At 73.1% G+C, this 21065-nt stretch carries 16 protein-coding genes, 1 pseudogene and 1 CRISPR repeat array; of the genes and pseudogenes, 3 read left to right on the top strand and 14 right to left on the bottom strand.

Features of this window, described 5'->3' with window-relative positions:
• Nucleotides 1–94: 94 nt before the first annotated feature.
• A complete protein-coding gene (locus ABZW03_RS17015; RefSeq protein ID WP_355258102.1) occupies nt 95–1297 on the bottom strand; it encodes a nucleotide disphospho-sugar-binding domain-containing protein in 1203 nt (400 codons plus the stop codon).
• A 250-nt stretch (nt 1298–1547) separates the two neighbouring features.
• Here ABZW03_RS17015 and ABZW03_RS17010 point away from each other — a divergent pair, with 250 nt between their 5' ends.
• Complete coding sequence (locus tag ABZW03_RS17010; RefSeq protein WP_355258099.1) at nt 1548–2708, top strand: hypothetical protein; 1161 nt, start codon at nt 1548–1550, stop codon at nt 2706–2708.
• 67 nt (nt 2709–2775) lie between these two features.
• Here the strand turns inward: ABZW03_RS17010 and ABZW03_RS17005 are convergent, their stop codons facing one another.
• The 11 genes and pseudogenes from ABZW03_RS17005 to ABZW03_RS16955 form a co-directional block, all read right to left on the bottom strand.
• Nucleotides 2776–3663 (bottom strand): glycosyltransferase, encoded by an 888-nt coding sequence (locus ABZW03_RS17005; protein ID WP_355258096.1) that lies wholly within the window; start codon nt 3661–3663, stop codon nt 2776–2778.
• Nucleotides 3664–4061: 398 nt separating this feature from the next.
• A pseudogene (locus ABZW03_RS17000) lies at nt 4062–4316 on the bottom strand (type I-E CRISPR-associated endonuclease Cas1); the annotation flags it as partial.
• A 3-nt stretch (nt 4317–4319) separates the two neighbouring features.
• Complete coding sequence (cas6e, locus tag ABZW03_RS16995; protein ID WP_355258093.1) at nt 4320–5093, bottom strand: type I-E CRISPR-associated protein Cas6/Cse3/CasE; 774 nt, start codon at nt 5091–5093, stop codon at nt 4320–4322.
• Nucleotides 5094–5097: 4 nt separating this feature from the next.
• Nucleotides 5098–5961, bottom strand: coding sequence for a type I-E CRISPR-associated protein Cas5/CasD (gene cas5e / locus ABZW03_RS16990; protein WP_355258090.1), 864 nt, complete (start codon nt 5959–5961; stop codon nt 5098–5100).
• Complete coding sequence (gene cas7e, locus ABZW03_RS16985) at nt 5961–7100, bottom strand: type I-E CRISPR-associated protein Cas7/Cse4/CasC (protein ID WP_355258087.1); 1140 nt, start codon at nt 7098–7100, stop codon at nt 5961–5963. Before cas7e ends, cas5e begins: the two co-directional genes overlap by 1 nt.
• A gap of 62 nt (nt 7101–7162) precedes the next feature.
• Nucleotides 7163–7780, bottom strand: coding sequence for a type I-E CRISPR-associated protein Cse2/CasB (gene casB / locus ABZW03_RS16980; RefSeq protein ID WP_355258085.1), 618 nt, complete (start codon nt 7778–7780; stop codon nt 7163–7165).
• The gene (gene casA / locus ABZW03_RS16975; RefSeq protein ID WP_355258082.1) at nt 7770–9497 is read right to left on the bottom strand and encodes a type I-E CRISPR-associated protein Cse1/CasA; all 1728 of its coding nucleotides are present in this window, start codon (nt 9495–9497) and stop codon (nt 7770–7772) included. The genes casB and casA overlap by 11 nt, the downstream gene beginning before the upstream one ends.
• 236 nt (nt 9498–9733) lie before the next feature.
• Nucleotides 9734–12619 carry a CRISPR-associated helicase Cas3' gene (gene cas3, locus ABZW03_RS16970; protein ID WP_355258079.1) on the bottom strand — a complete coding sequence of 962 codons (2886 nt, stop codon included), beginning with the start codon at nt 12617–12619 and terminating at the stop codon, nt 9734–9736.
• A 172-nt stretch (nt 12620–12791) separates the two neighbouring features.
• Nucleotides 12792–13125: a CRISPR direct-repeat array (repeat unit 29 nt; unit sequence ATCGGCCCCGCGCTCGCGGGGGTTGCTCC).
• A 198-nt stretch (nt 13126–13323) separates the two neighbouring features.
• Entirely contained in the window at nt 13324–15429 is a 2106-nt protein-coding gene (locus tag ABZW03_RS16965) for a HEAT repeat domain-containing protein (protein ID WP_355258076.1), read from the bottom strand.
• A gap of 46 nt (nt 15430–15475) precedes the next feature.
• Nucleotides 15476–17104, bottom strand: coding sequence for an LCP family protein (locus ABZW03_RS16960; protein ID WP_355258073.1), 1629 nt, complete (start codon nt 17102–17104; stop codon nt 15476–15478).
• Complete coding sequence (locus ABZW03_RS16955) at nt 17097–17804, bottom strand: DUF6542 domain-containing protein (protein WP_355258070.1); 708 nt, start codon at nt 17802–17804, stop codon at nt 17097–17099. The genes ABZW03_RS16960 and ABZW03_RS16955 overlap by 8 nt, the downstream gene beginning before the upstream one ends.
• A 271-nt stretch (nt 17805–18075) precedes the next feature.
• Between ABZW03_RS16955 and ABZW03_RS16950 the strand changes: the two genes are divergently transcribed.
• Both ABZW03_RS16950 and ABZW03_RS16945 read left to right on the top strand, forming a co-directional pair.
• Nucleotides 18076–18282 carry an antitoxin gene (locus tag ABZW03_RS16950; RefSeq protein ID WP_355258067.1) on the top strand — a complete coding sequence of 69 codons (207 nt, stop codon included), beginning with the start codon at nt 18076–18078 and terminating at the stop codon, nt 18280–18282.
• A 71-nt stretch (nt 18283–18353) separates the two neighbouring features.
• Entirely contained in the window at nt 18354–19052 is a 699-nt protein-coding gene (locus ABZW03_RS16945) for a lytic transglycosylase domain-containing protein (RefSeq protein WP_355258064.1), read from the top strand.
• Between the two features lie 115 nt (nt 19053–19167).
• On the opposite strand, the gene galE is transcribed toward ABZW03_RS16945, so the two are convergent.
• Entirely contained in the window at nt 19168–20184 is a 1017-nt protein-coding gene (gene galE / locus ABZW03_RS16940; protein ID WP_355258061.1) for a UDP-glucose 4-epimerase GalE, read from the bottom strand.
• A gap of 128 nt (nt 20185–20312) precedes the next feature.
• Entirely contained in the window at nt 20313–21002 is a 690-nt protein-coding gene (locus ABZW03_RS16935) for a hypothetical protein (RefSeq protein WP_355258059.1), read from the bottom strand.
• Nucleotides 21003–21065 lie beyond the last annotated feature (63 nt).

Genomic DNA, 21065 nt, shown 5'->3' with positions numbered 1-21065 from the left:
GTCTGTGGTGCGGCGGGGGCCCCGAGCCCCGGTGACGCCGGGGCGCCGGTCGGTGGTGAGGCCGGGGCGCCGACCGGTCCGGGGCCGGTACCGGTCACGAGGCGGCCTCGACCAGCTGCCGGACGACCTGCTCGGGGCCGGGCATCGCCCTGATCTCGTCCCGGACCTGCCGGCAGGCCTCGCGCATTCGCCGGTCGGTCAGTGCGCGGCGGATTCCGTCGACGAGTGCCCCGGGATCGACGTCCCGGTCGGGGAACGCCACCCCCACCCCGCGCTCCACCACCGCTTGCGCGTTCACCGGCTGGTCCGCGACCTGGGGCAGGACCAGCTGCGGCACCCCGTTGGCGAGTGCGGTGAAGGTGGTGCCCGACCCTCCGTGATGGACGACGGCGGCGCAGCTCGGCAGCAGCGCGCTGAGCGGCGCCCAGTCGACGGCCCGGAGGTTCGGCGGGAGCGGCCCCAGACCGGACAGATCCGCCCCGCCCGTGGTGAGGACGACCTCGGCGTCCTCGGCGGCCAGCGCGTCGGCCACGTCCCGCAGGACCGGGGTACCACCGACCGCGGGAAGCACCGATCCCCAGGTGACGCAGATGCGCGGGCGCCGCGGCGCGGCGCTCAGCCAGTCCGGCAGCACGGCACCGCCGTTGTACGGCACGTAGCGCATCGGCCATCCGGCCTTGGCGTCCGCGGGGCGCAGGCTCTCCGGGCAGAGGTCGACGGTCGCCACCGGAGGGGTGAGCGCACCGGTGATCCCGTGCCGGGCCCGCACGTCCTCCAGCGCGCTCAGCACCGCGGCGAAGGACGGGTAGGGCAGCCCGATCCCGTGCATCACGCAGGGGATTCCGGTGGCCTCGGCGGCGAGCTGACCGCCGGCCAGGAAGGTCGTGAAGACCAGGAGGTCCGCGCGCCACCGGCGGATCAGGTCCACGGTGCCGTCCACCATCCGGCCTCCCACCCCGAGGACCAGGGCGGCGACGTCCTCGCGCGCGGGGTCCGGCCGATCGGCGGCCATCGGGTCCGGTCGGTCCGCCGCACCGGTGAACCGGCGCCAGGCCTCGGACAGGTCGTACCGGTCCGGCCGGTTCTTCGTGACCCGGACACCGAGCCGGTGGTAGGCCTCGGCGGCGTCGCCGTCGGAGACGTCCACGGCCGCCAGGCCCGACCGCGCGGCCATGTCCAGGCTCGGTCCGGTCGCGGCCACGAGTACCTCGTGACCGGCCGACCGCGCCGCCCACATGGTGGGAACCGCCGGCATGAGGTGGCCGACCCCGGGTGCCACCACGAACAAGATGCGCACGAAGTGCTCCTAACCGGCTGGAGGCGTCGAGGGTCGCCGAATGCGGCGTGATTCGTTGGGATTGTCCAGCTCGGCCGCATCGCATTCAAGGACGCCGGGCCGGGGCTGTCGCCCGAGAAAGCCGCACCGAATATCACACCGGCCTGCGCAGAGCCCGTATTCCGGGGAATGCTTGACCGGAAGCGGCGGGCACGGGAATGTGTCACGCGACAGCCGTTCCAATGGAGTTCAGACAAAGGGATTTCATGCGATGAGCACATTCTCAGATTCCCTGACGGCGGACAGGAAGGTCGATGCGGCCACGCCCGTCGAATGCCTCCGGCTGGCCGGAGACGACACCCGCGCCCTGCACTCCGTCGTCCACTCCTTCGAACTGGCCGACCTCACGGCCGTGTTGGTCGACGAGATCCTGTTCCGCTGCGATCCGCCGGGCAACGCCGAGCCGGTCACCATCGCCCTGGACGTCACCCGCGGCGAGGAGCGGGTCAGCGCCTCCTTCCTCCTCCAAGCCGGTCGACCGGTCGGCCTGAACGAGGCGGACGGCCCGGCCGCGCTCTTCCGCCTCGAATACGATGTGCTCGACCTGGTACGGGAGTTGTTCGGGCCGTCCACGCCCGGCGGGCCGGCGAACCGGCGGACCGAACTGCGGTTCGTCCCGGAGTCCATGACGGTGGAGGGCGTCCGCCCGCTCGGCTCGATCATGGCGGCGGCCGGCACCGTCCTCACCGGCTGTTCCTCCGACCACCCCGGACTCGCCCGGCTGGCCGTGCGCCACGACTCGGACAAGTGGGGCGGCCTGCACTGGTTCGCCTCGCTCTACGAACGCCACCTGCGCCACCTGCGCGACCACCCCGTCCGATTGCTCGAAATCGGCATCGGCGGATACGACCACCCCACCCTGGGTGGCGGGTCTTTGAAGATGTGGAAACACTACTTCCCGCGCGGCCTGATCTTCGGCGTCGACCTGCACGACAAGAGCGGTCTCGACCAGCAGCGCCTGCACACACTGCGGGCCGACCAGAGCGACCCCGCCCAACTGACCGAAATCGCCGAAAAGCACGGCCCGTTCGACATCGTCATCGACGACGGAAGTCATATCAACGAACACGTCAGAACAACATTCCGGACGCTGTTCCCCCATGTCCGCACCGAAGGCCTCTACGTCATCGAGGACCTGTGGACCTCCTACGCCCCGGGCTTCGGCGGAAGCGAGGACCCTGCGGCGTGCGACAGCACCACGCTCGGCCTGGTCAAACGCCTCGTCGACGACCTGCACTACGAGGAGCAGCCCGTGAAGCCCACCGACGGAGTCGGCCCGTCCCTGGCCGGCCTGCACCTCTATCGCAACATCGCGTTCCTCGAGAAGGGCCGCAACGCCGAAGGCGGCATCCCGGGCTGGATCCGCCACTGAGCCCCCGCCCGGACGGCAGCCGGAGGGCATCCGGCCCGCCGGCAGGTGACGTCGAAGGGGCCGTCGGTCAGATGATCGGCGGCCGTCCGGCGCGGGTGAGCCTCCACACGGTCCGCCAGCTCATCGGGCGCCGCCCACCGTGCCCGCCGCACAACCCCTCCGCAAGGCCCCTGAACCAGACCCCGAGCTTCCCCGTCGACCGGAAGCGGTGGACGCTGATCAGTGTCCACGCCGCGAGGTACACCGGCACGAGCGGCAACGGAAGGCGCCGGTAGGCGACCCAGACCCGGTTGCGCGCGACCATGCGGTAGAACGGGCCGTGCCGTGCCGGGTTCGTCGCCGGGTGGTGCACCTCGACACCGGCCGCGTACCAGCCGGACTTCCCGAGGTCCCACAGGCGCCACGCCAGGTCGATGCCCTCGTGGAACAAGAAGAAATGGCCGGGCCAGCCACCGACCGCCTCGAAGTCCGCACGCCGGACCAGCACGATGCCCTCGGCCATCACCGTCACCACACCCGGGCGGCGGGCATCACCGGACTTCAGCCGCGGCACCCACCGCCCCAGGGTCTCCCCCGTCGCGGGATCCGCGATCCGGGGCTGGACGTACGCCGCGTCCGGATGCCGGTCGAACTCCTCGACCAGGCGCGCGAGCGTGTCGCTCTCCGGCAGGACGGCGTCGTTGTCGAAGAACAGCAGGAACTCCCCGGCGTCCGGGCCGGCCAGCGCCTGCGCCCCCACGTTGCGACCCTCCGGGATCCCGGTGTTCTCCGGCAGGGTCACGGAGACAGTCCCGAACGGCACGTAGTCGGGCTCGACACCGTTGCCCACGATCACCGTCCGCAGGCCGACGCCCTTCTGGGCCTGCACGGACGCCAGCGCGTCACGGAACTCGGCGTCCCGGTCGTTCATCGTGAGGACGACGACATCGACAGTCCGCTCGGTGTCCGCACCCATGACAGTTCCGCCTCTTCAACCGCCCCGTCCGTACGAACTGACCCTAGTCGACGGCGGTAGACCAATGGTGCCGTCGAGCTGCCACTGGAGCCGGCCCTGGCCGCCCCGGTGGCGTACCTTCCGCCAGCGGCACCCGGGCGCGGCGGTTCGACCCGAAGCGGGACCGCTGGAGGTGCTGCCTGCGCACCTGGCCGGAGGCCGCCTTGTACGGCCTCCATGGCACGAGTCCTCAGCCAAGGGCTCTCCGGCGGACCATCCCCGCACGTGCGGGGCCGACGGAGCACCGAGCGGCGTCGGGGTGTTTCGGGAGGAACCATCCCCGCGCGTGCGGGGCCGACTTGGGTCAGATCGGCTTCAGCTTGGACACGGTGGAACCATCCCCGCGCGTGCGGGGCCGACTGCTTGCCGACCCAGCACACGGTGGTGCCGGAGTCGGCGAGCAGGTTGACCGCGCCGTGCGTGATGCGGGTGCCCGGGCCGAGCAGCATCACGGCGACCATGGCCGCGGGCACCCGGACGGTCTCGCGTTTGTTGATGACGACGACGGCGTTCTCGTCGCGGTCGATGTGGCTGCGCTCGACGTAGACGCTGGAGACGCGGTCGGCCAGGCGGTGAAGGTCGTGGGGGTGGGCTTTCCACCAGATGTCGGCCATCGGTCAGGGGGCTCCGACGGGCAGCGGGGCGAGGGTGAGCAGGCCGCAGCCGTAGGCCTTGGACGGGCCGACGCCGCCGAGGAGCGCCGTCTGCAGGAGGCCCGGGTCGGTGATGCGCAGGCGGCCTTCGAAGGTGGCGGTGGTGAGTGTGACCGGGGTGCGGGTGCCGGGCTTGGTGAAGGTGTTGCGGCTGCGGTCGGTGATCCGCACCTCCCGGGCGGGCCGCGCGTCGGTGGGGGTCTCGGCGGACGACGGTTCGAGGCCCGGGGCCGGAGCGTCCGTCCGCGCCTCGGGGACGGTGAAGCCCCAGCGGTCGGTGCGGTCCAGGAACCAGGTGAGCTGCTGGGCTGCGGTGCGGTGGGCCATGCGGTAGGAGCGGTGGTGGAGTTCGGCGGCGGTCCTGGTGCGGTGCGCGCTCGCCCTCTCGGGCTTGGAGGTGTTCTGGACGGGGCTGGCCTTGAGGCGGAAGGCGAACTCGCGGCCGACGGCGAGCTGGCCGAGCAGCGGGCTGTAGTCGCGGATCGCGTAGTGCTCGCCTTCGGCGTCGGGCCATCCGGCCTGTTCGACGATGTGGGTCCAGTCCGGCTTGGAGGGGGTGAGGACCAGCAGCATCGGGCGGCGCGGGTGGTCGGCGTCCAGGCGCCACAGGACCCGGTCGCCGGGGGCGATGTCGGGGACGCCGGCAGTGACGGCGCCGTGCAGGGCACGGGGATTGGCGAGCAGGGTGCGGCTGGCGGCGCGCAACGGGTTGATGCGGACGCGGGAGAGGTAGGTCATCGGGTCACCAGCCCAGCAGGGCGAACGGGTCGTGGCCGCCGGCCGCCGTGGCCGGTCGGGCGGTCGGAGTCGTCGGGTCGAGGCCGGTGGGGACGCTGAGCCAGGCGTGGCGGATCCGCCGGGTGGAGAAGCCGCGCTCGCGGGGATCGAAGGAGCGCGGGACGTCCTGCATAATGTCGTCGCCCGACGGGTCGTCGAAGGTCGCGGCCAGGTCGATCCGGTGCGGCGAGAACGGCTCCGGGCTCCGCTGGGCCCGCCGCCGGTAGGCGTTCCTGGCAGCTGCTCCCGCCTGCCACGGCTCCTCCGCCAGCACCTCCTCCAGCGTCCCGTCGCGCACAGCGCCGAGGGCGAGCGGCTGGGTGGGGACACAGGAGCGCCGACCGAGGGCGAGCGGGAAGGCGGGGCGGCGGATCGCCTCGGCGAGCGTCTCGACGAGCGCGGCCGGGCCCTGGACGGCGGCGACGAACACCGCGTCCTGGAGGTAGTAGCGGTGGGTGACGTGGGTGTCCTTGGCCGGGGAGGTCGGCTTCTGGATGCCCTTGGCGTTCACCCCGGCCTGCGGCAGCGGTCGGCCCCGGTAGTCGCTGACGGTGTGGTAGTCGCGCAGCAGCGTTCCGGGCTGGTCGACGCGCACGCCCAGGCGCAGCCCGACCAGGTCGGCGATGTCCGCTTCGCGTGGGCGGCCCGAGGCGGCGGCGAGCAGGCCGACGACGCCGGACTTGGTCGGCTGGGGCCGACTGTCGCGGCGGTTGAACGCGCTGCGGTCGCCCCAGGACTGGAGAGGCCCTGCCAGCCGCAGCACGAGGACCGCCTGCGCCTCGTCCGGCGGAACAGGTGCGGGAGTAGCGGGGGTTGGGTCGGCGGGCATCAGTTGTCGTTCACCCGCTCGATGAGGGCCGTGCGCAGGCCCTCGCGCAGCTCGGGGAAGGTGCGGTTCGCACCGAAGGCCTCCAGCAGCTTCCCCCCGGTCTCCTCCGATCCGGCGCCGAGGGTGTGGCAGATGCCCACGTACAGCGGGGTGTCGCCCCACTGCTCGGTGGCGGTGGCGAACTCCACCGCGAGGCGGCGTGCGGACTCGGCAACGATGCCGCGGCTCGCCGGGACGGGGTTCTCGTACGCGGAGACGAGGTTCACCGGCTGGTCGGCGCGCACGACGACGGCGACCAGGCTGGGACGGGTGCGGTGGGCGAAGGAGTTGCCGTAGCCGGTGGGCATGGAGCGGGCGAAGGAGTCGACGAACAGGTCGACGGCGTCGACCGCGGCCTTGTCGTCGCCGAGGTTCTCCCGCAGCTGGTGCAGGCCGACGGTCGCGTAGCGGTAGAGCGTGGCGGAGTTGAAGCCGATGGTGCCGATCATGCCGGCGCCGGTCTCGTCGGCGGTGTTCTCGTCGTCGACGGCCGTGTAGTAGTCGAACTCGAGCTCGGCGGCGTGGGTCGAGATCGCGTGCGCGACCTGCGTCGCGGCGTCCACGTTCAGCCCCGGGATGTCCGCGACCATCCGGCCGAACAGCGCCACGTCCGCGGGGTGCCCGCTCTGCAGTTGCTCCTTGACCGGCAGGGTCTTGACGGCCTCGTCGAGAGCCTTGGCGTCGAGGGCGGCGAGGTCGGTGGCGGTGTCGGCGACCAGGGCGACGATGGCGTCCAGCTGGCGGCGCCCGTAGAAGAGCAGGTAGGCGGTGTCGCCTGCTTTCTTGCCCGCGGAGATCCCGGTCGACTTGATCAGCGCGTCGGCGATCCGCTGCGCGTCCTCGGCCGCGATGCCGCCGCGCTCGGCGATGCCCTTGGCGAGCTGGGAGGCGATCCGCTTGGTGCGGGTGGCGAGGTCCTGCGGGTCGCGGTTCTCGGTGAAGTGGATGCGGGTGGCGCGCTTCCAGGCCTGGGAGGAGACGCGGGAGCGGCGCTTGCCGCCGAAGTAGGCCTCCTTGGGGTTGCCGTTGTCGTCGCGGTTGAGGTTCGCCGGCGGAACGGTCTGCAGGATGTGCACGTCGATGTAGAGGCGGTCGGTCATGCGCTTCTCCTCGAGGATGATGGTGGCGGGTGTGCCGGGGCTACGGTTGCCCGTCGGCGCGGTCAGCTACCGACGGTGCCCTTGCTCTGGTCCTTGTCCTTCCAGGCCTGGTAGCCGATGGCCCACTTGAGACGCACCTGCGGGCGCCGGTCGGTGTGGTGCCAGGCCCGGATGTCGGCCATCAGGTGGTCGTAGTCCAGCGGCTGCCCGACGGTGCGCAGCTGGGTGACCAGGCCGCGCAGGTGGACCAGCAGCGCGGAGACGCTGGTGGCGCCGGCGAGTTGGGCGACGCGGGTGTCGAGTGCCTCCTCGCTGAACTTGCCGCTGCGGCGCAGGGCCCGCAGGGCCTGGCCGAGCTTGACGCCCCGGCGGTGCATCGGCGTGGACTGGCTCTGCTGGTGGAGGCCATAGAGGGCGAGGGCGGCGTGCTCGGCCTTCTGCTCGTCGGAGACCTCGTCACGCAGAGCCAGGACGTCGTTGACCTCGCAGCTGTAGAGGTGCCACATCTTGGGGCTGTCCATGACGGGGCGCCCGAGGCCGGAGCGCATGGCCGCGAGGTCCTCGCCGGGCGGGCGGCGCGGCTGCCCGGTACGGGGGTCGATGCGCCAGGTGTGGTCGGGAGCGGTGAACGCGTCCCAGTACCGGCGCTGCTTGGCGGCGGTGGTGTGCTCAGTGGTCACGGTCCGCTCCGGGGTCGCTGTCGGGATCGGGTTCGAGGGCGGGTCCGGTCTCGGCTTCCCGGGCGGCGGCCGCTTCCCCGACGGCGTCGGCGTAGCGGGGAAGGATCTCGTCGAGTCGGCGCCGGAAGTTGGCGCCCGCGGTGCCGAGCGTGTACGTCTGCGGCTTGCCCGACTTGCCGGGCGGCGTCACCGTGCGACCTGCGAAGGTGGCGGCCGGGGCGGCCAGCAGGAGGTCGTCGGCTGCGTCCCGCGCCAGGCGGTGGGCCAGTTCCTCCCAGGCGAGCCTGCCTCGCTCGAGGACGTCGTCGTCGGTTCCGGCGTCGCGGACACCGGCGAGCAGGCGGCGCACCAGCGGGTCGAGGGTGTGCAGGAGAAGGTCACCCGGGCGCTGGCCCTTGTCCCAGGGGATGGGGTCGGTGCCGGCGGCCCGGCGCAGGTCGGCGGAGAGGTTGTTGACGGCCTTCGCGAGCTCTTCCGCCTGCTCGGCCACGTCCAGGAGGAGTTGGTGGGCCTCGTTGTCCTGGTGGAGGGCGAGCAGTGGCAGCGGGATCGCGTCGTGGACGACGTCCTCGACGACGGAGGACTGGGTGCCGTAGACCATGCCGAAGGTCTCGACCTGCAGCGGGTAGTCGGCGGGGAGTCTGCCGATCTCCCGCAGGGCGCCGGCCTCGTCGAGCAGGACGCTGGTCTCGAAGACGCCGTCCGGGCCCTCGCGGGTGGGGGTCAGGAGGGCGTCCAGGCCCCGCCAGGCGGCCTTGCCCTGGGTGTGCCGGCGCGGCCTGCGTTCGGGGAGCGCCGACGCGGACTTCTTGGCGGGCGCGGTGAACGTCCAGGCGGTGTGCGGCTCCTGGGCGGGCAGGACCGTGAGCCGGTCTCCGGCGCTGATGACGACCCGGGCGACCTTCAGCGCGCCGTCCTCGTCCTGGTGCGGGATGAGCCGGATCCGTCGCGCCTGCCACGTCCACAGGTCGAGCAGACCCTCGGCCGCACGCTGCTTCCAGGCGGGGCCGTGCGGCCCCCTTGTCCACTGCGGGGTTCCGAGCACATTGACCGGGGTGACCGGCAGGTTCAGCAGGAGGGTCTCGTACAGGGTGCGCCCGACGGGGATGATGACGCCGAGTTGCCCGAGCGGGCCGGTCGGGTTCCCGGTCGTCTTCCCCGATTTGACCTGGTCGTCGCCGACGACACCGGTCTTGATCGCCGCGGTGTCCCAGCAGTGGGTGTGCACGAGCCAGTGGGCGGCCTGAGCCGGCGTCAGGTCGAGCGCGTCCCCGTCCGTACGGCTGGCGAAGAGCGGCACGTTGTTGCCGCTCGCCGCGGTCGCCACCAGGGCCGCGGAGCCCTTCGTCTCGTCCTTGGCGGTCCGCAGCCCGGCGACCTGCGCGAACGGGGCGGCCGGATCGAAGAGGTCGAACTTCGCGCGGTGCTCGCCGAGGTAGGCCTGGAGCCTGCTCAACTCGTCCTCCGTGAACCCCTTCTCCTGCGCCAGCCGGTCACCCTTCTCCCGCAGCGTCCTGGGCGCGCCGGTGGCGTGGGCGACGACGGGCAGCAGGACCTGACGCAGGACGGCCGGCAGCTGGGTGGAGAACGCGACGACGAGGCCTTCCAGCTCGTGGGCGCGGGCCAGGGCCTCGGCGATCCCCAGTTCCACGGGCGGCCCGCCGCCGACGGGCCGCACCGCCAGCCACGGTTCGTCGACAAGGTTGTACCCAGGCACGCGCTCTTCTCCCAACTGGCCTTGTTTAGCTCGCTGCTGGTTCATCGTGGCACCCCCGGTTCTCCGCTGTGAGGCGAATGCTTGAATTGCCCCTCGGTCCCGCGGGTTTCCTGCGCGGGGATGGCCCCTGGCCGTGTTTGCGCGCCGGGTTCGGCTACAAGTAGGCCCCGCGCTCGCGGGGTTGGGGGCGTGTGGGCGGAACAGCACTCCGCCTGCCCCGCCCACACGCCCCGCTCCTACCGGTACGGTCTTCCCCCGCTCAGCACGAGGCCGAGCAGGTCGTCGTAGCGCAGCCGGAAGTCACCGATGACCGCTTCGCGCTGTCCGTCGAACTCCAGGGCCAGGCTGTAGCGCAGCCACGGATGGTCCCGCCACCCCGGCAGGGGGCCGAGGGCTTGCTCCGCCGCCCCGGTCAGCTTGGCAGGTAGGCGCACTGTTCCGGAGAGCACGTCGTCGACCACCTCCGCGGCGACTTCGCCGTTCGGGCCGAGCCTGCGGCCCGTCATCGCTCGGAAGCCGTCCGCCTCCCTGCGGACCAGGACCACCTCCACGCTGGGGTCACCATCCCGGACGAGTGCCTCGAACTGGCCCTCGGAGAGCGAGCCATGGCCTCCGGAGTGCAGCCCTGCCAGCGTGGACGCCCCGTGCTCCCCTGCTCGGGTCAGCACGTACTCGGCGGCCTTCGCGCGACGCTCGGCCTGCCGCTCCTCCCACTCCTGCCGGGCCTGTGCCTCGGCCTCGGCCCATGTCTCCGGGACGATCGGGTCCGTGCCGTAGACCCGGGCGACCAGGTCCGGCACCTGGCCCGGGATGTTCCACGTGCCTGCGGCAGCCGCCGCCCGCTCGACCTCGGCGGCTGTCCGCAGGAGAAGACAGCGGCCGTAGATCTTCTCGGAGGCGCGCAGGATGTACGGTGCTTCGTCACCGTCGAGGCCGATACCGGTGACGACGACCGTGGGCCGGGACAGCGCATGGGGGCGCTTGACGCCGGCATGGCGGTGGAGGCGTCCGATGCGCTGGAGGAGCAGGTCCACGGGCGCGAGGTCGGTGATCAGCAGATCGGCGTCGACGTCGAAGGACTGCTCGGCGAGCTGGGTGGCGACGACGATGAGCCTGTCGGGCCGCTCAACGCCTGTCGTCGGCGGGCCGAGGAGGCGCAGCACCTCCTCTGTGCGGTCCGCCCGGTGACCTGCGTGCAGGCGGCCGTGCAGGAGGCGGACGTCGGCGCCGAACTCCTTGTGGAGGGCCTCGAAGGTGGCCTGGGCGCGGGGCACGGTGTTGCGGATGATCAGGACGCATCCTCCGTCGACCAGGCGTTCCTTCAGGTGGTCGGCCACGGCGGTGTCCACCGGCTCTGGTACGTGCTGCGCGCCCTGGTGGGAAGCGGTTCGCGTCGGCCGCTCGTCGAGCACCTCGATCCGCACCTGAAGGTCCTCGCGCCAGGATTCGGTGCTCTCGACCAGGAGCCCTGGCCTGCCGTCACGCCCGGGCCATGCCGCCGTCACGCTCGGGTAGCCCTGCGGCTCGGGCACGTGCAGCACGTCCGAGACTTCTGCGGACCGCGTACCAGCCAGGTAGGCGGCGACCAGGCGACGGCGCTGCTCGGGCGGCAGAGTCGCCGACAGCAGCACCACCGGCACGCCCGCTTGACCGAGCCACCACAGGCCCTCCAGCAGGAACTGCGACATGTAGACATCGGCGGCGTGGACCTCGTCCAGGACCACGACCTTGCCGACCAGGCCGGCCATCCGGAGCATCACGTGCTTGGTGCGGGTCGCCGCGTACAGGAGCTGGTCGATGGTGCCCACCGCGAACGGGCTCAGCAGTCCGCGACGACGGCCGAGGAACCACTCGGCCGGAGCCCTGCGCTCCCCGCCCTCGCACCCGTCGAAGCCATCGGACCGCATGCCGTACTCGTCCACCGTCGAGTAGCGGGCGTCGGCGTCCTGACCCCACTCCCCCGCGTCTTCCAGCAGGCCGCGCCACTCCTTGTTGAACATCCGCTTGCCGTGCAGCAGCACTACCTGATCCTCCAGGCCCTCCTCGACCTTGCGCAGCCAGGACCGGACCTGGGTGAACATCGGGTCCGCGGTCGCCTGGGTCGGCATGCCCAGGTACACGCCGTCCAGGCCGTACCGGGCGGCCAGCAGCTCCGCCGCCGCCAGCGCGGCCTTCGTCTTCCCCTCCCCCATCGGCGCCTCGACGATCACCAGGCCCGGACCACCCATCCGGCGCACGACGTCGAGCACCAGATCCTGCGACGGACGGGTCCCGTGACCGAAGCGGTCCCGGAACGCCTCGGGCCCGGGAGCCGGCAAGGCTCCCCACCCGCCGCGTAGACCGAGCTGCGTCCACGCTGCCGAGGCCCGCTGCCGCGCCTGAGACATCGTCACCGCCGCCAGGTCCAGCACCCCGGCGAAATGCCGCTCGTCGCTGGCGATCCAGTCCGCCATCACCACGAAGCCGGACAGCTGGAGCTGCACCGCACGCCTCGGTACGAGGACAGGCTCCACCCCGGCCAACGGCGACTTCCCCTCGAAGCCGAGCTCCCTGGAGAACGCCTCCACCAGCGCCGACTGAGCCAGCTTCCAGGACGGCCCCTTCCCCTGCAGGTCCTCTTTCCTCGGACGCAAGTCGCCCAGAGTCGGGAAGCGGCCATGGTGGCCGGCGACCAGCGGCCAGACCCACTCGATCTGTTCCTCCGCCCACCCGGCGTCGGCGAGCACGGCCCGCAGCAGGCGGCCGCCGGCCTTGTCGTGCCGCCAAGTCTGTGATTTCACCGCATACTTGTCCCAGGACAGACCCGATCGGCGGACGTCGGCTTCCCCGTCGGGGTCAAGGCACTGGAACGCGGGCACGGCCTTGCCGCAGTCATGAATCCCGCACAGCCAAGCGAACAGGCGCCGACCCTTCCTCGGTCCGCCCGCAATGGCGTCCAGACGCCGCCGCGTGACCGGTGGCAGGTAGCGGTCCCACACGACCTCGGCCACTGCTGCGGTGTCCAGCATGTGCGACAACAGCAGGTTGGCCGTCCCCCCGGCCCGCCCGGCCGACTTGCCCCACAACGCCCCGAGCCAGCCCCTGACCTCGGGCGGGTACGACCGCCAGTGGTCCTCAACCATCGTCCTGAACCTCCACGAACGAGTACGCTCACGAGCCTAGGACCCAGCACCGACATCCAGCCCGACTCCCCGAAGAGATGACGTCACCACATGAGCACCGCTGCAGACCGCCAACCGAATCGAACTGAATCAACCAGCGCCTCCTGAGACGCATCACCGCAGCTCAGGAAGCATCGGCCCCGCGCTCGCGGGGGTTGCTCCTCGGCGGCAATGCCCTGGGCTTCCTGCCGGGCATCGGCCCCGCGCTCGCGGGGGTTGCTCCGAGCGCAATATCGGCCATGAGAGCTACGGCCGATCGGCCCCGCGCTCGCGGGGGTTGCTCCAGCTACCGAAGCGACTGATCACCGAGAGTTGGATCGGCCCCGCGCTCGCGGGGGTTGCTCCAGCTCACCGCGGTCGTTGCGGACCTGCTCGGCATCGGCCCCGCGCTCGCGGGGGTTGCTCCCACCACGGAGCCCCCAGTGATCAAGCCCGGCCATCGGCCCCGCGCTCGCGGGGGTTGCTCCGGCGGGACGTTGGTCGGGGCGGCGTCGCCCATCCTGAGCCATCCAGGGCTGTACCTGGCCCGACCGCCGCCTTGTGGGTCCCTAGGTCGGCGCGACGCCGACGATGGCTTCCAACGCACCCGGTGGACGGTGGCCTTGGCGGCCGCCCGTACGACCGGGCGAGCGGGCGGGGCGGCAGCGGTGGGTGTGGTGGCGCCGTCAGGCTGTCTGGTCGATGACGGCCCGGGCGGCGCCTTGCAGTGCCTCGTCGTCGGCGACGGTGGAGAAGAGGTCGCCGCTGCGGCGGGTGCGGGCGAGTTCGGCGTGGATACGGGGGAGGGCGGGGGCGGCGGCGGGGCCCAGACGTTGGAGGCAGGCCACGACCAGGTCGGCGGTCGAGTCGTTTTCGTCCCAGGCCGCCAGCAGGACGGGCAGGACGGCCTCGGCCTCCGTCGGGCCGGCGATGGCGTGGATCGCGGTGGCGGCGAGCGCCCGGGTCCAGGGGTGGGCGGCTTCGGTCAGCTGTCGCAGACGGGGCAGGGCGGCGGCGGCCGGGCCGCCGATTCGGCCGAGGAGGTCGGCGGCGTCGTGGTTCTTGGTGGTGTCGAGCAGGGCGGTCAGCCGGGGCACGGCGTCGGCGGGGTCGCGCTCGATGTGCCACAGGGCCTGCACGGCGGCGAAGCGCAGGTCCGGGTCCTCGGCGTCGGTGAGCGGACGGACCGGCTCCAGGGCGGAGGCGGCGCCGGGGCCGATGGAGGCCAGCGCGTGGAGGGCCGCGCCGGCGGTGTGCCACTGCTCCTGGCCGAGGGCGGTGGTGAGGGCCGTGGTGAGGGCGGGGACGGCCGCTGGGTCGCCGAGCCGGTTGAGGGCGGCCATCAGGGCGGTGCCGGATCCCCAGGGCCAGGAACAGTCCGCGTCGGCCAGGCGCGGGATCAGCCTCGGCGTCAACTCCCCGGCGCACTGCGGGAGGTGGCCGACGGCCTGCAGGGCGCGCCAGGCGTCGGTGCCGGTGTCGAGCGCCGTCAGCAGGCTGGGCAGGGCCCGCTCGTCGCCGAGGCCGGCCAGTGCCGTGACCGCCTGCTGGTGGGCCCGGCGCAGCAGCGGGTGCCGGGCGGCCCAGACGTTCGGGCCGTGGGTGGTGCGGTGCGCCTCCACGAGGGTGGCGAGGGCTTCGCGGGCGGGTTCGGCGAGGACGGCGGGGAGCTTGCCCAGGGTGTCGGCTGCTTCGGCGGCGGTGTACGGGTCGTCGGGGAGCAGGCAGTCGGCGAGCAGGAGGACGAGGCCGGTGTGGTCGCCGCGCCAGGAGCTGATCAGGTCCCAGGCCATGGCGATGGCGTCGTAGCGGGTGGCCCGGTCGGGGCTGCGGAGTTGGGCGGTGAGCAGGGCGGTGCGCTCGGGCACCCGCGCGTCCAGCACCCGGTGGAAGGTGGTCAGCAGTTCGGTGGTGGGGGCGTGGACGCGGCCGTGGCGGTCGAGGTCGGCGAAGACGGCGGCGATCTGCGGCGGGGTGCCGTGGTCCGGTGCCGGTTCGGTGGCGGTGTCCGCGCAGGTGCACGGTCCACGGTCCGCACGCGGGGCCTCGGGGTCCGGTGCAGGAGCGAGCCGCTGGAGCAGACCGGTCGCCGTCGGCACGAGCCCGGCGTCGATCGCCTCCGGCGTGCAGGCGGCCCGGTGGACGAGGGCGGCGAGCCGGATGTCGGCGTCCAGCGCCGGGTCCGTGGCCAGGGCGGTGAGCCAGGCCGTCACCGGGCCGGGCGCGGCCGCCACCCGCTGGGCGAGCGTCGCGGCCGTCTCGACGACCAGCAGCCGCTCCGCGGTGCCGCTCTCGGCCGCCAGCCGCTCACGCAGCAGGGCGAACGCCCGCTCGGCGTCGTCGAGGAACAGCCCGAGGGCCGGGACGGCGGCCTGCCGTACCCGCGGGTCCGGGTCCGCCGCGTGCCGGACGAAGTCCTCGATGCGCTCACGCAGTTGGGGCACGACATCCGCGTAGGGCGTCGACGCGTGGCCGGACGGACTGTAGTAGACGCCGTCGCGGTCCAGCGCCGCGCGTCCGATGCTGAGCAGGAGCCGGAGGACGGCCGCGCGGTCGGGCACCTGGGGATCACCGGCGAGCGCGAGGAGGAACGGCACGCTCGCCGCCGTGCACGAGTAGACGTCGCCCTGGTGGTGGGCCGAGCCGTAGAAGCTGCTGAAGGCCTCCTCCCGGACGTCGGGGTCGGAGGAGGCCATCTGCCGCAGCCAGAGCGGGACTTCGTCGGCCGAGCCGTAGGCGTGCCCCATGGACGACCAGTCGACGCGGTCGAGGCCCTCGAGATCGTTGATCATGAGGCCGTACGGTGCCACGGGCCACTGACAGGCAACAGCGCCGAGCTCAGTCCACGCACGGGATCCCGCCCGCCTTCACCGCCGGGCCCTGCATCGGCAGGCCCGCCGCCGGGTCGGCGGAGGGGTCGCCCGCGGTGGCCGCCGCCGAGGGCGGGGCGGTCGGGCTCGAGGTGCGGGGGGCGGCGAGGGTGAGCAGGATGCGGCCCGCGGGGACGGCCGCCGAGGAGACCGCGGTCACCCCGTAGCGGAGGGCGAGGTGCTGCGCGTCGGCCCTGGCCCCGGAGCCGTACGCCACCGTGGTGGCCCGGGTGCGGGCCGGGGCGTCGCCGATCCTCCCCGCCTGGTAGCCGAGTTCGGCCAGCGCCTTGGACTCGTCGGCCGCCGCACCCGCCCCCGCGGCCGCGTGGACGTCGACCGCCGCCCTGGCCGCCGCACTCGGGGGCGGCGTGGGGGTCGGGTCCGGCTCGGTCGGCGCGTCCCCGGGCGGGGTGGCCGGAACCGACGGCGCCGGCTCGTGGTTGAAGAGCTGCCGGACGATCTTCCGGATCAGGTCCGGGTTGACGGTGTTGACCTCCTGCCCGCCGACCGTCCGGAAGCCGCTGATCGGCAGGGTGTTGAACTCCACGTTGCCGCCGGTCAGGTTGGGCGCCTGCTGGGCGAAGTCGAGGATGTTCCACTCGTTGTCGATGACCACGTCCTTCTTCACCGCCGCGAACAGCCGCTGCATCTGCCCGAAGTCGTTCAGGATGCCCTGCTGCTTGAGCTTGTACTCGACCGAGGAGAGGAACGCCTGCTGCCGGTGGGTGCGGTCGAGGTCGCCGTTGGTGAGGTGGTGGCGCTGGCGGACGAAGGAGAGCGCCTGCGCGGCGTTGAGCGAGCTGATCCCGGCCGGCAGCTTGAGGCCGGTGCCGCCGCCCTCGTGGGTGGCGGTCCGGGCGGTGATCGGATCGTCCACCGGGTGGTTGAGGCAGACCTGGATCGGCTCGACGGCCTTGGCGATGTCGTAGAAGCCGATCAGGTTGACCTCCGCGAAGTGGTCGATCGGGACGTCCAGGAGGCTCTGCACGGTCTGGATGGTGGCCGAGCGGCCGGCCTCCCGGCTGTGCCGCTCCAGCGCCGCCTTGGAGAGCCCCTTGCCCGCCAGCTTCTGCTCGGCGGCCTCCTTGGCGATGCCGTACGCCTCCTTGATCTTGTGCATCCGCCCGTCCGCGCCGACGGTCTGCACGTAGTCGTCGCGCGGGACGGAGAGGGCGGTGACCCTGCCGCCGTTGGCCGGGATGTGCAGCACGATCAGGGCGTTGGTGTTGTACCCGCCGATCCCGCTGGAGCCGGCGTGGAGTTCGGCCTCGACGAACTGCTTGGGCAGGTCGTTGCCGTCCATGTCCTTGCGGCTGTCCAGGCCGATCAGCAGCAGGTTGACGGACTTGTCGAGGTGCGGCGGGGCGTTCTTCTTGGCCTCGCTCAGCGCGGTGGACTTGATCATGCCGTCGTCCAGGCTGCGGTACTCGTACCAGGTGAAGCCGCTGGCCCCGAGCACGGCGATCGAGACGGTGCAGGCCAGGGTGCGCCCGGCGACGGTCAGCGGGTCGGTGCCCCGGCGCAGGGCGCGTCCGCGCGAGCCCCGCTGACCGCGGCCGCCGGTACGGCCGGTACGGAGGGGGCGGCGCTCAGCCACGGCGACCCCTCCCCGCCGGGGCGCCTGTCCGGCCGGGGCGTCGGTGCTCCGGCACCGCCCGGCGACGGACCGCCCCGGTACGGACCGCCCCGGTACGCGCCGCGACCACCACGAGCGCCACCGCCACGGCCGCGGCCATCACCGGGAACGCCCCGACCACCCAGCGCAGGGCGCCGGTGCCGAGGTTCTTCCCCTGGTACGCCCCGGGGTGCGCCAGGTACTCGACGCCCGAGGCGGTGAGCAGCACCACGACCGGCGCGGCCGTCACCACCCACCACCGGCCGGCCCGGCTGCACAGCAGTGCCGCGGCCGCCGTCCCGAGCACCGAGCCGACCGTGAAGAGGAGGCCGACGCACGGCCCGTCCAGCTCGTCCGCGACCGCCCCGAGCAGCGGCAGCCCGACCGCCGAGAGCGCGGCCGCCGCCCCGCCGCGCCGACGCGCCTGCTGGCGACGGCGGGCGGCCCCGGGGCGCGGCGGGCGGACCGCCCGGGACGCCCGGGGGCCGACTGCGCTCCCGGGGCCGACAGCACTCGCGGGACCGGCAGCGCTCCCCGGACCGACGGTACTCGCGGGACCGGCGGCGCTCCCCGGACCGACGGCTCCCCCGCCGCCCGCCCAGGAGCGCTGGGCGGGCAGGGCGCGGTCCTCGGTACGCGGTCCCGCGTCCTGGTACGGCGTTCTCGCCCGCTGACCGGCCATGCGCACTTCCCTCGATCGTTGCGGCCGCGGCGGCACGATCGCACCGCCGCGTGTGCCGGGCCGCCCTTCGGACCCGGTGACGTCCTGGTGGGGAATTCCAACCTCTACACTTCTGTAGAAGATGGGCTGGAGCATACAAACCCATTTCAGCAAAGTCATCCGCCGTCACCCGGCAGCGACGGACCGCCCGGTGGGCCGTCGTTAGGATGGTCGAGATCCCCGCCCACGTCGGCACACCATCAGGAACGCATCAGAGGAGCAGAGCGTCACCATGTTTGAGAGTCTGAAGAACCTCGCGGACAAGGCCACCGACCTCGCCCGCGAGCACGGCGACGTGATCGGGCAGGGCCTGGACAAGGTCGGCGACGCGATCGACGGCCGCACGGACGGCAAGTACAGCGGGCAGATCGACACCGGCGTCGAGAAGGCGAAGGACTTCCTGCGCAACCTCGACGGCGACCGGAAGCCCGCCGAGTAACCTGCCGCGGGGCACGATCAGCCGCTCGGCGGTCGAACGAGCACACGGGCGAACGGGGAGGGGCGGCAGCGGTGAGCGAGGAGAAGAAGGGGTCCGGCCGGGGGCGCTGGCTGGTGATCGGCGTCGTGGTGGTGGCCGGGCTCGGCCTCGTCCGGGGCACCGGGCACGACGGCGCGGCCTCCGCCGACCCCTCCCCGACCGCCGCCGCCCCGGCCGGGCCCTCCGCGGGTACCGCGCCGTCGACCGGTTCCTCCGCGGCGCCGTCGAAGCCCTCGAAGCCGTCGGGCCGCTACGACCCGGCCGACTACGCGGCGCCGGTCCGCCAGTACGCCGCCGAGGCCGGGGTCAACCCCCAGCTGCTGATGGCGATCCTCTACAACGAGGCGTACAAGCCGCACGACCCCGAACTCGAACGCGCCTGGCAGCGCGGCAAGCCGGACGCCTCCTTCGGCATCGCCAACATGCACCGGGCCGCCTTCGACGACACCAGGCCCGGCCGCCCGTTCGCCTCCCGGCAGTGGGAGGAGCTCCCGGACGACCGGAACCTGGCGATCCAGGCGGCCGCCTGGCACCTGCACGACCTCGCCGCGCAGCTGCCCGCGCGGCCGGGCGTGTCGCTCAGCCGGGACGAACTGGTCGCCCTCGGCTACAACGCGGGCGCGGGCAACATGCTGGCCTTCGCCCGGGGCGTCAAGATCGGCTCCCAGGCGCAGTCCTACCTGGACCGGCTGCGCGACAACTGGTCGAAGTCCGGCGAGGCCGTGAAGTGACGCCCTCCGGCGAGGCCGTCGAGTAGCCCCCGCCGGTGAGGCCGTCGAGTAGCGCCCGTCGGCGAGGCCGTGACGTAGCACGCCTCGGCGACGCCGAACCAGCTTCCTCCGGCGGTCAGCTGACGCCGATCCGGGCGGACCAGACCCGCCGCCAGGCCAGCGCGTCCGCGACCCCCTCGGCGATGCCGCGCCGAGGCTGCCAGCCGAGCAGGTCCCGCGCGGTGTCCACGACGGCGTAGCAGCCGATGACGTCCCCGGGCCGCGGCCCGGCCTCCCGCACCTCCAGGCTGGTGCCGACGGCCTGTTCGAAGGCGGCGATCAGCTCCCGCACGGTGGTCCCGCGGCCGGTGCCGACGTTGATCACCCGGTAGCGGTCCGCCACGCCCGGGGCGACCACCTCGTCGAACTTGAGCAGCGCCGCGACGTGCGCCTCGGCGAGGTCCTGGACGTGGACGTAGTCGCGGATGCCGGAGCCGTCGCGGGTCGCCCAGTCGGTGCCGGCCACGGTGAACGGGGTGCCGGTGGTGTGCGCCTCGATCAGCTTGCCGAGGGCGTGGGTGGGGTGGAGGTCCTGGAGGCCGGTGCGCAGCTGCGGGTCGGCGCCGATCGGGTTGAAGTACCGCAGGGTGATGACGCGCTGCCGCTCGGCGCCCTCGCCCCGCGTCCAGTCCTGGAGGACGTGCTCCATCATCTGCTTGGTGCGCGCGTACGGGCTGCCGGCCTCGACCGGGCTGCTCTCGTCCACCCGGGCGTCCGGGGTGGGGGCGTAGATCGAGGCGGAGCTGCTGAAGACGACCCGGGTGCAGCCGTGGCGCTGGAGGGCGTCCAGGAGCTCCACGGTCTTGGCGACGTTCTCCCGGTAGTAGTACAGCGGCTTGGCCACCGACTCCGGTACGACGATCTTCGCGGCGCAGTGCACGGTGGCGTCGATGTCGGGGTGCTCGGCGAAGATCCGGTCGAGCAGGGCGGCGTCGGCGATGTCGCCCCGGTAGAAGATCCGGTCCGCGACGAACTCGGTCCGTCCCCGGGAGAGGTCGTCCAGCACGACCGGGGTGATGCCCCGGTCGAGCAGGGCGGAGGCCACGGTGCTGCCGATGAATCCCGCGCCGCCGGTGATCAGGACCTTCTTCATGCGCGGATGCTCCCTTGCGGTCGGCCGGGCGCCCGATGGCGCCCGGTGACCGGAAGGGACGTCGGTTCGCACCCGGCCGGTTCCGCGACGGGGTGTTCGCGCGGAACCGGCGGGCGGGCCCGGGCGGCTCAGCGGCGGTGCCGGCGCAGCCAGAGCCCGGTGGCGACCAGGACGACGGCCACCACGGCGGTGCCGATCGCGGCCCAGGCGGTGGCGTCGGAGGTGGTCGCGTGGTCGGGGCCGGGCGAGGCCTCCCGGGCGGCGACGGGGGCCGCGGCGGTCCCCGCCGCGCCGGTGGTCCCCGGCCCCCCGGCGGTCCCCGTCGCTCCCGCAGTCCCCGTCACACCGTCGGTCTCCCGGAGCGGAGCGGGCGTCACCTCGACGGACCGCGGCTGGGCCTCCGGCACCGCCGGGCCCGCCGTCCCCGGGGGCACCGGGTCGGTGATCACCACGGTGTCGACGTCCAACTCGCGCTCACCGTGCCCGAGCGCCGGGAAGGCGCAGTCCACCGTCACCCGCCAGTGCCCGACCGGCAGGACCTCCCGGGTGGTGTACGTCCCCGGCCGGTCGGGGACGGTGACCAGGCGCCAGGGGCCGACGGTACGGCCGTCGGAGGCCGTCGCGGCGAGCGTGCCGGCGAACTCGCCGGTCACCGGGTCGTGGTCGTTCTCCCAGGTGGCGACGGTGCTGACCCGGCCGTTCTGCTGGCCGGTGACGTCCAGGTGGACGCTGTCACCGTGGGCGGCCGCGGGGGCGGCGGCGGCCAGCAGGGCCGCGGCGGCGAGGGCGAGGGCGGTGACGTGGGGGCGGGTTCGCATACGGGAGGATCCTCGGGGCGGTGTGGGGGCGGGGACGCTGGCAACGGCCGGCGCCGGGGACGG

It is taken from the genome of Kitasatospora sp. NPDC004799 (assembly GCF_040609095.1).
Taxonomy (GTDB): domain Bacteria; phylum Actinomycetota; class Actinomycetes; order Streptomycetales; family Streptomycetaceae; genus Kitasatospora.
Note: the sequence above shows the minus strand (reverse complement) of the source record. Positions and strands in the feature narration are given on the sequence as shown.

Excerpts from the sequence above, each read along its gene's own strand:
- ABZW03_RS17010 (WP_355258099.1), top strand. The coding sequence starts at position 1,548 with ATGAGCACATTCTCAGATTCCCTGACGGCGGACAGGAAGGTCGATGCG.
- ABZW03_RS17005 (WP_355258096.1), bottom strand. The coding sequence starts at position 3,663 with ATGGGTGCGGACACCGAGCGGACTGTCGATGTCGTCGTCCTCACGATG.
- cas6e (WP_355258093.1), bottom strand. The coding sequence starts at position 5,093 with ATGACCTACCTCTCCCGCGTCCGCATCAACCCGTTGCGCGCCGCCAGC.
- cas5e (WP_355258090.1), bottom strand. The coding sequence starts at position 5,961 with ATGCCCGCCGACCCAACCCCCGCTACTCCCGCACCTGTTCCGCCGGAC.
- cas7e (WP_355258087.1), bottom strand. The coding sequence starts at position 7,100 with ATGACCGACCGCCTCTACATCGACGTGCACATCCTGCAGACCGTTCCG.
- cas3 (WP_355258079.1), bottom strand. The coding sequence starts at position 12,619 with ATGGTTGAGGACCACTGGCGGTCGTACCCGCCCGAGGTCAGGGGCTGG.
- ABZW03_RS16965 (WP_355258076.1), bottom strand. The coding sequence starts at position 15,429 with ATGATCAACGATCTCGAGGGCCTCGACCGCGTCGACTGGTCGTCCATG.
- ABZW03_RS16955 (WP_355258070.1), bottom strand. The coding sequence starts at position 17,804 with ATGGCCGGTCAGCGGGCGAGAACGCCGTACCAGGACGCGGGACCGCGT.
- ABZW03_RS16950 (WP_355258067.1), top strand. The coding sequence starts at position 18,076 with ATGTTTGAGAGTCTGAAGAACCTCGCGGACAAGGCCACCGACCTCGCC.
- galE (WP_355258061.1), bottom strand. The coding sequence starts at position 20,184 with ATGAAGAAGGTCCTGATCACCGGCGGCGCGGGATTCATCGGCAGCACC.
- ABZW03_RS16935 (WP_355258059.1), bottom strand. The coding sequence starts at position 21,002 with ATGCGAACCCGCCCCCACGTCACCGCCCTCGCCCTCGCCGCCGCGGCC.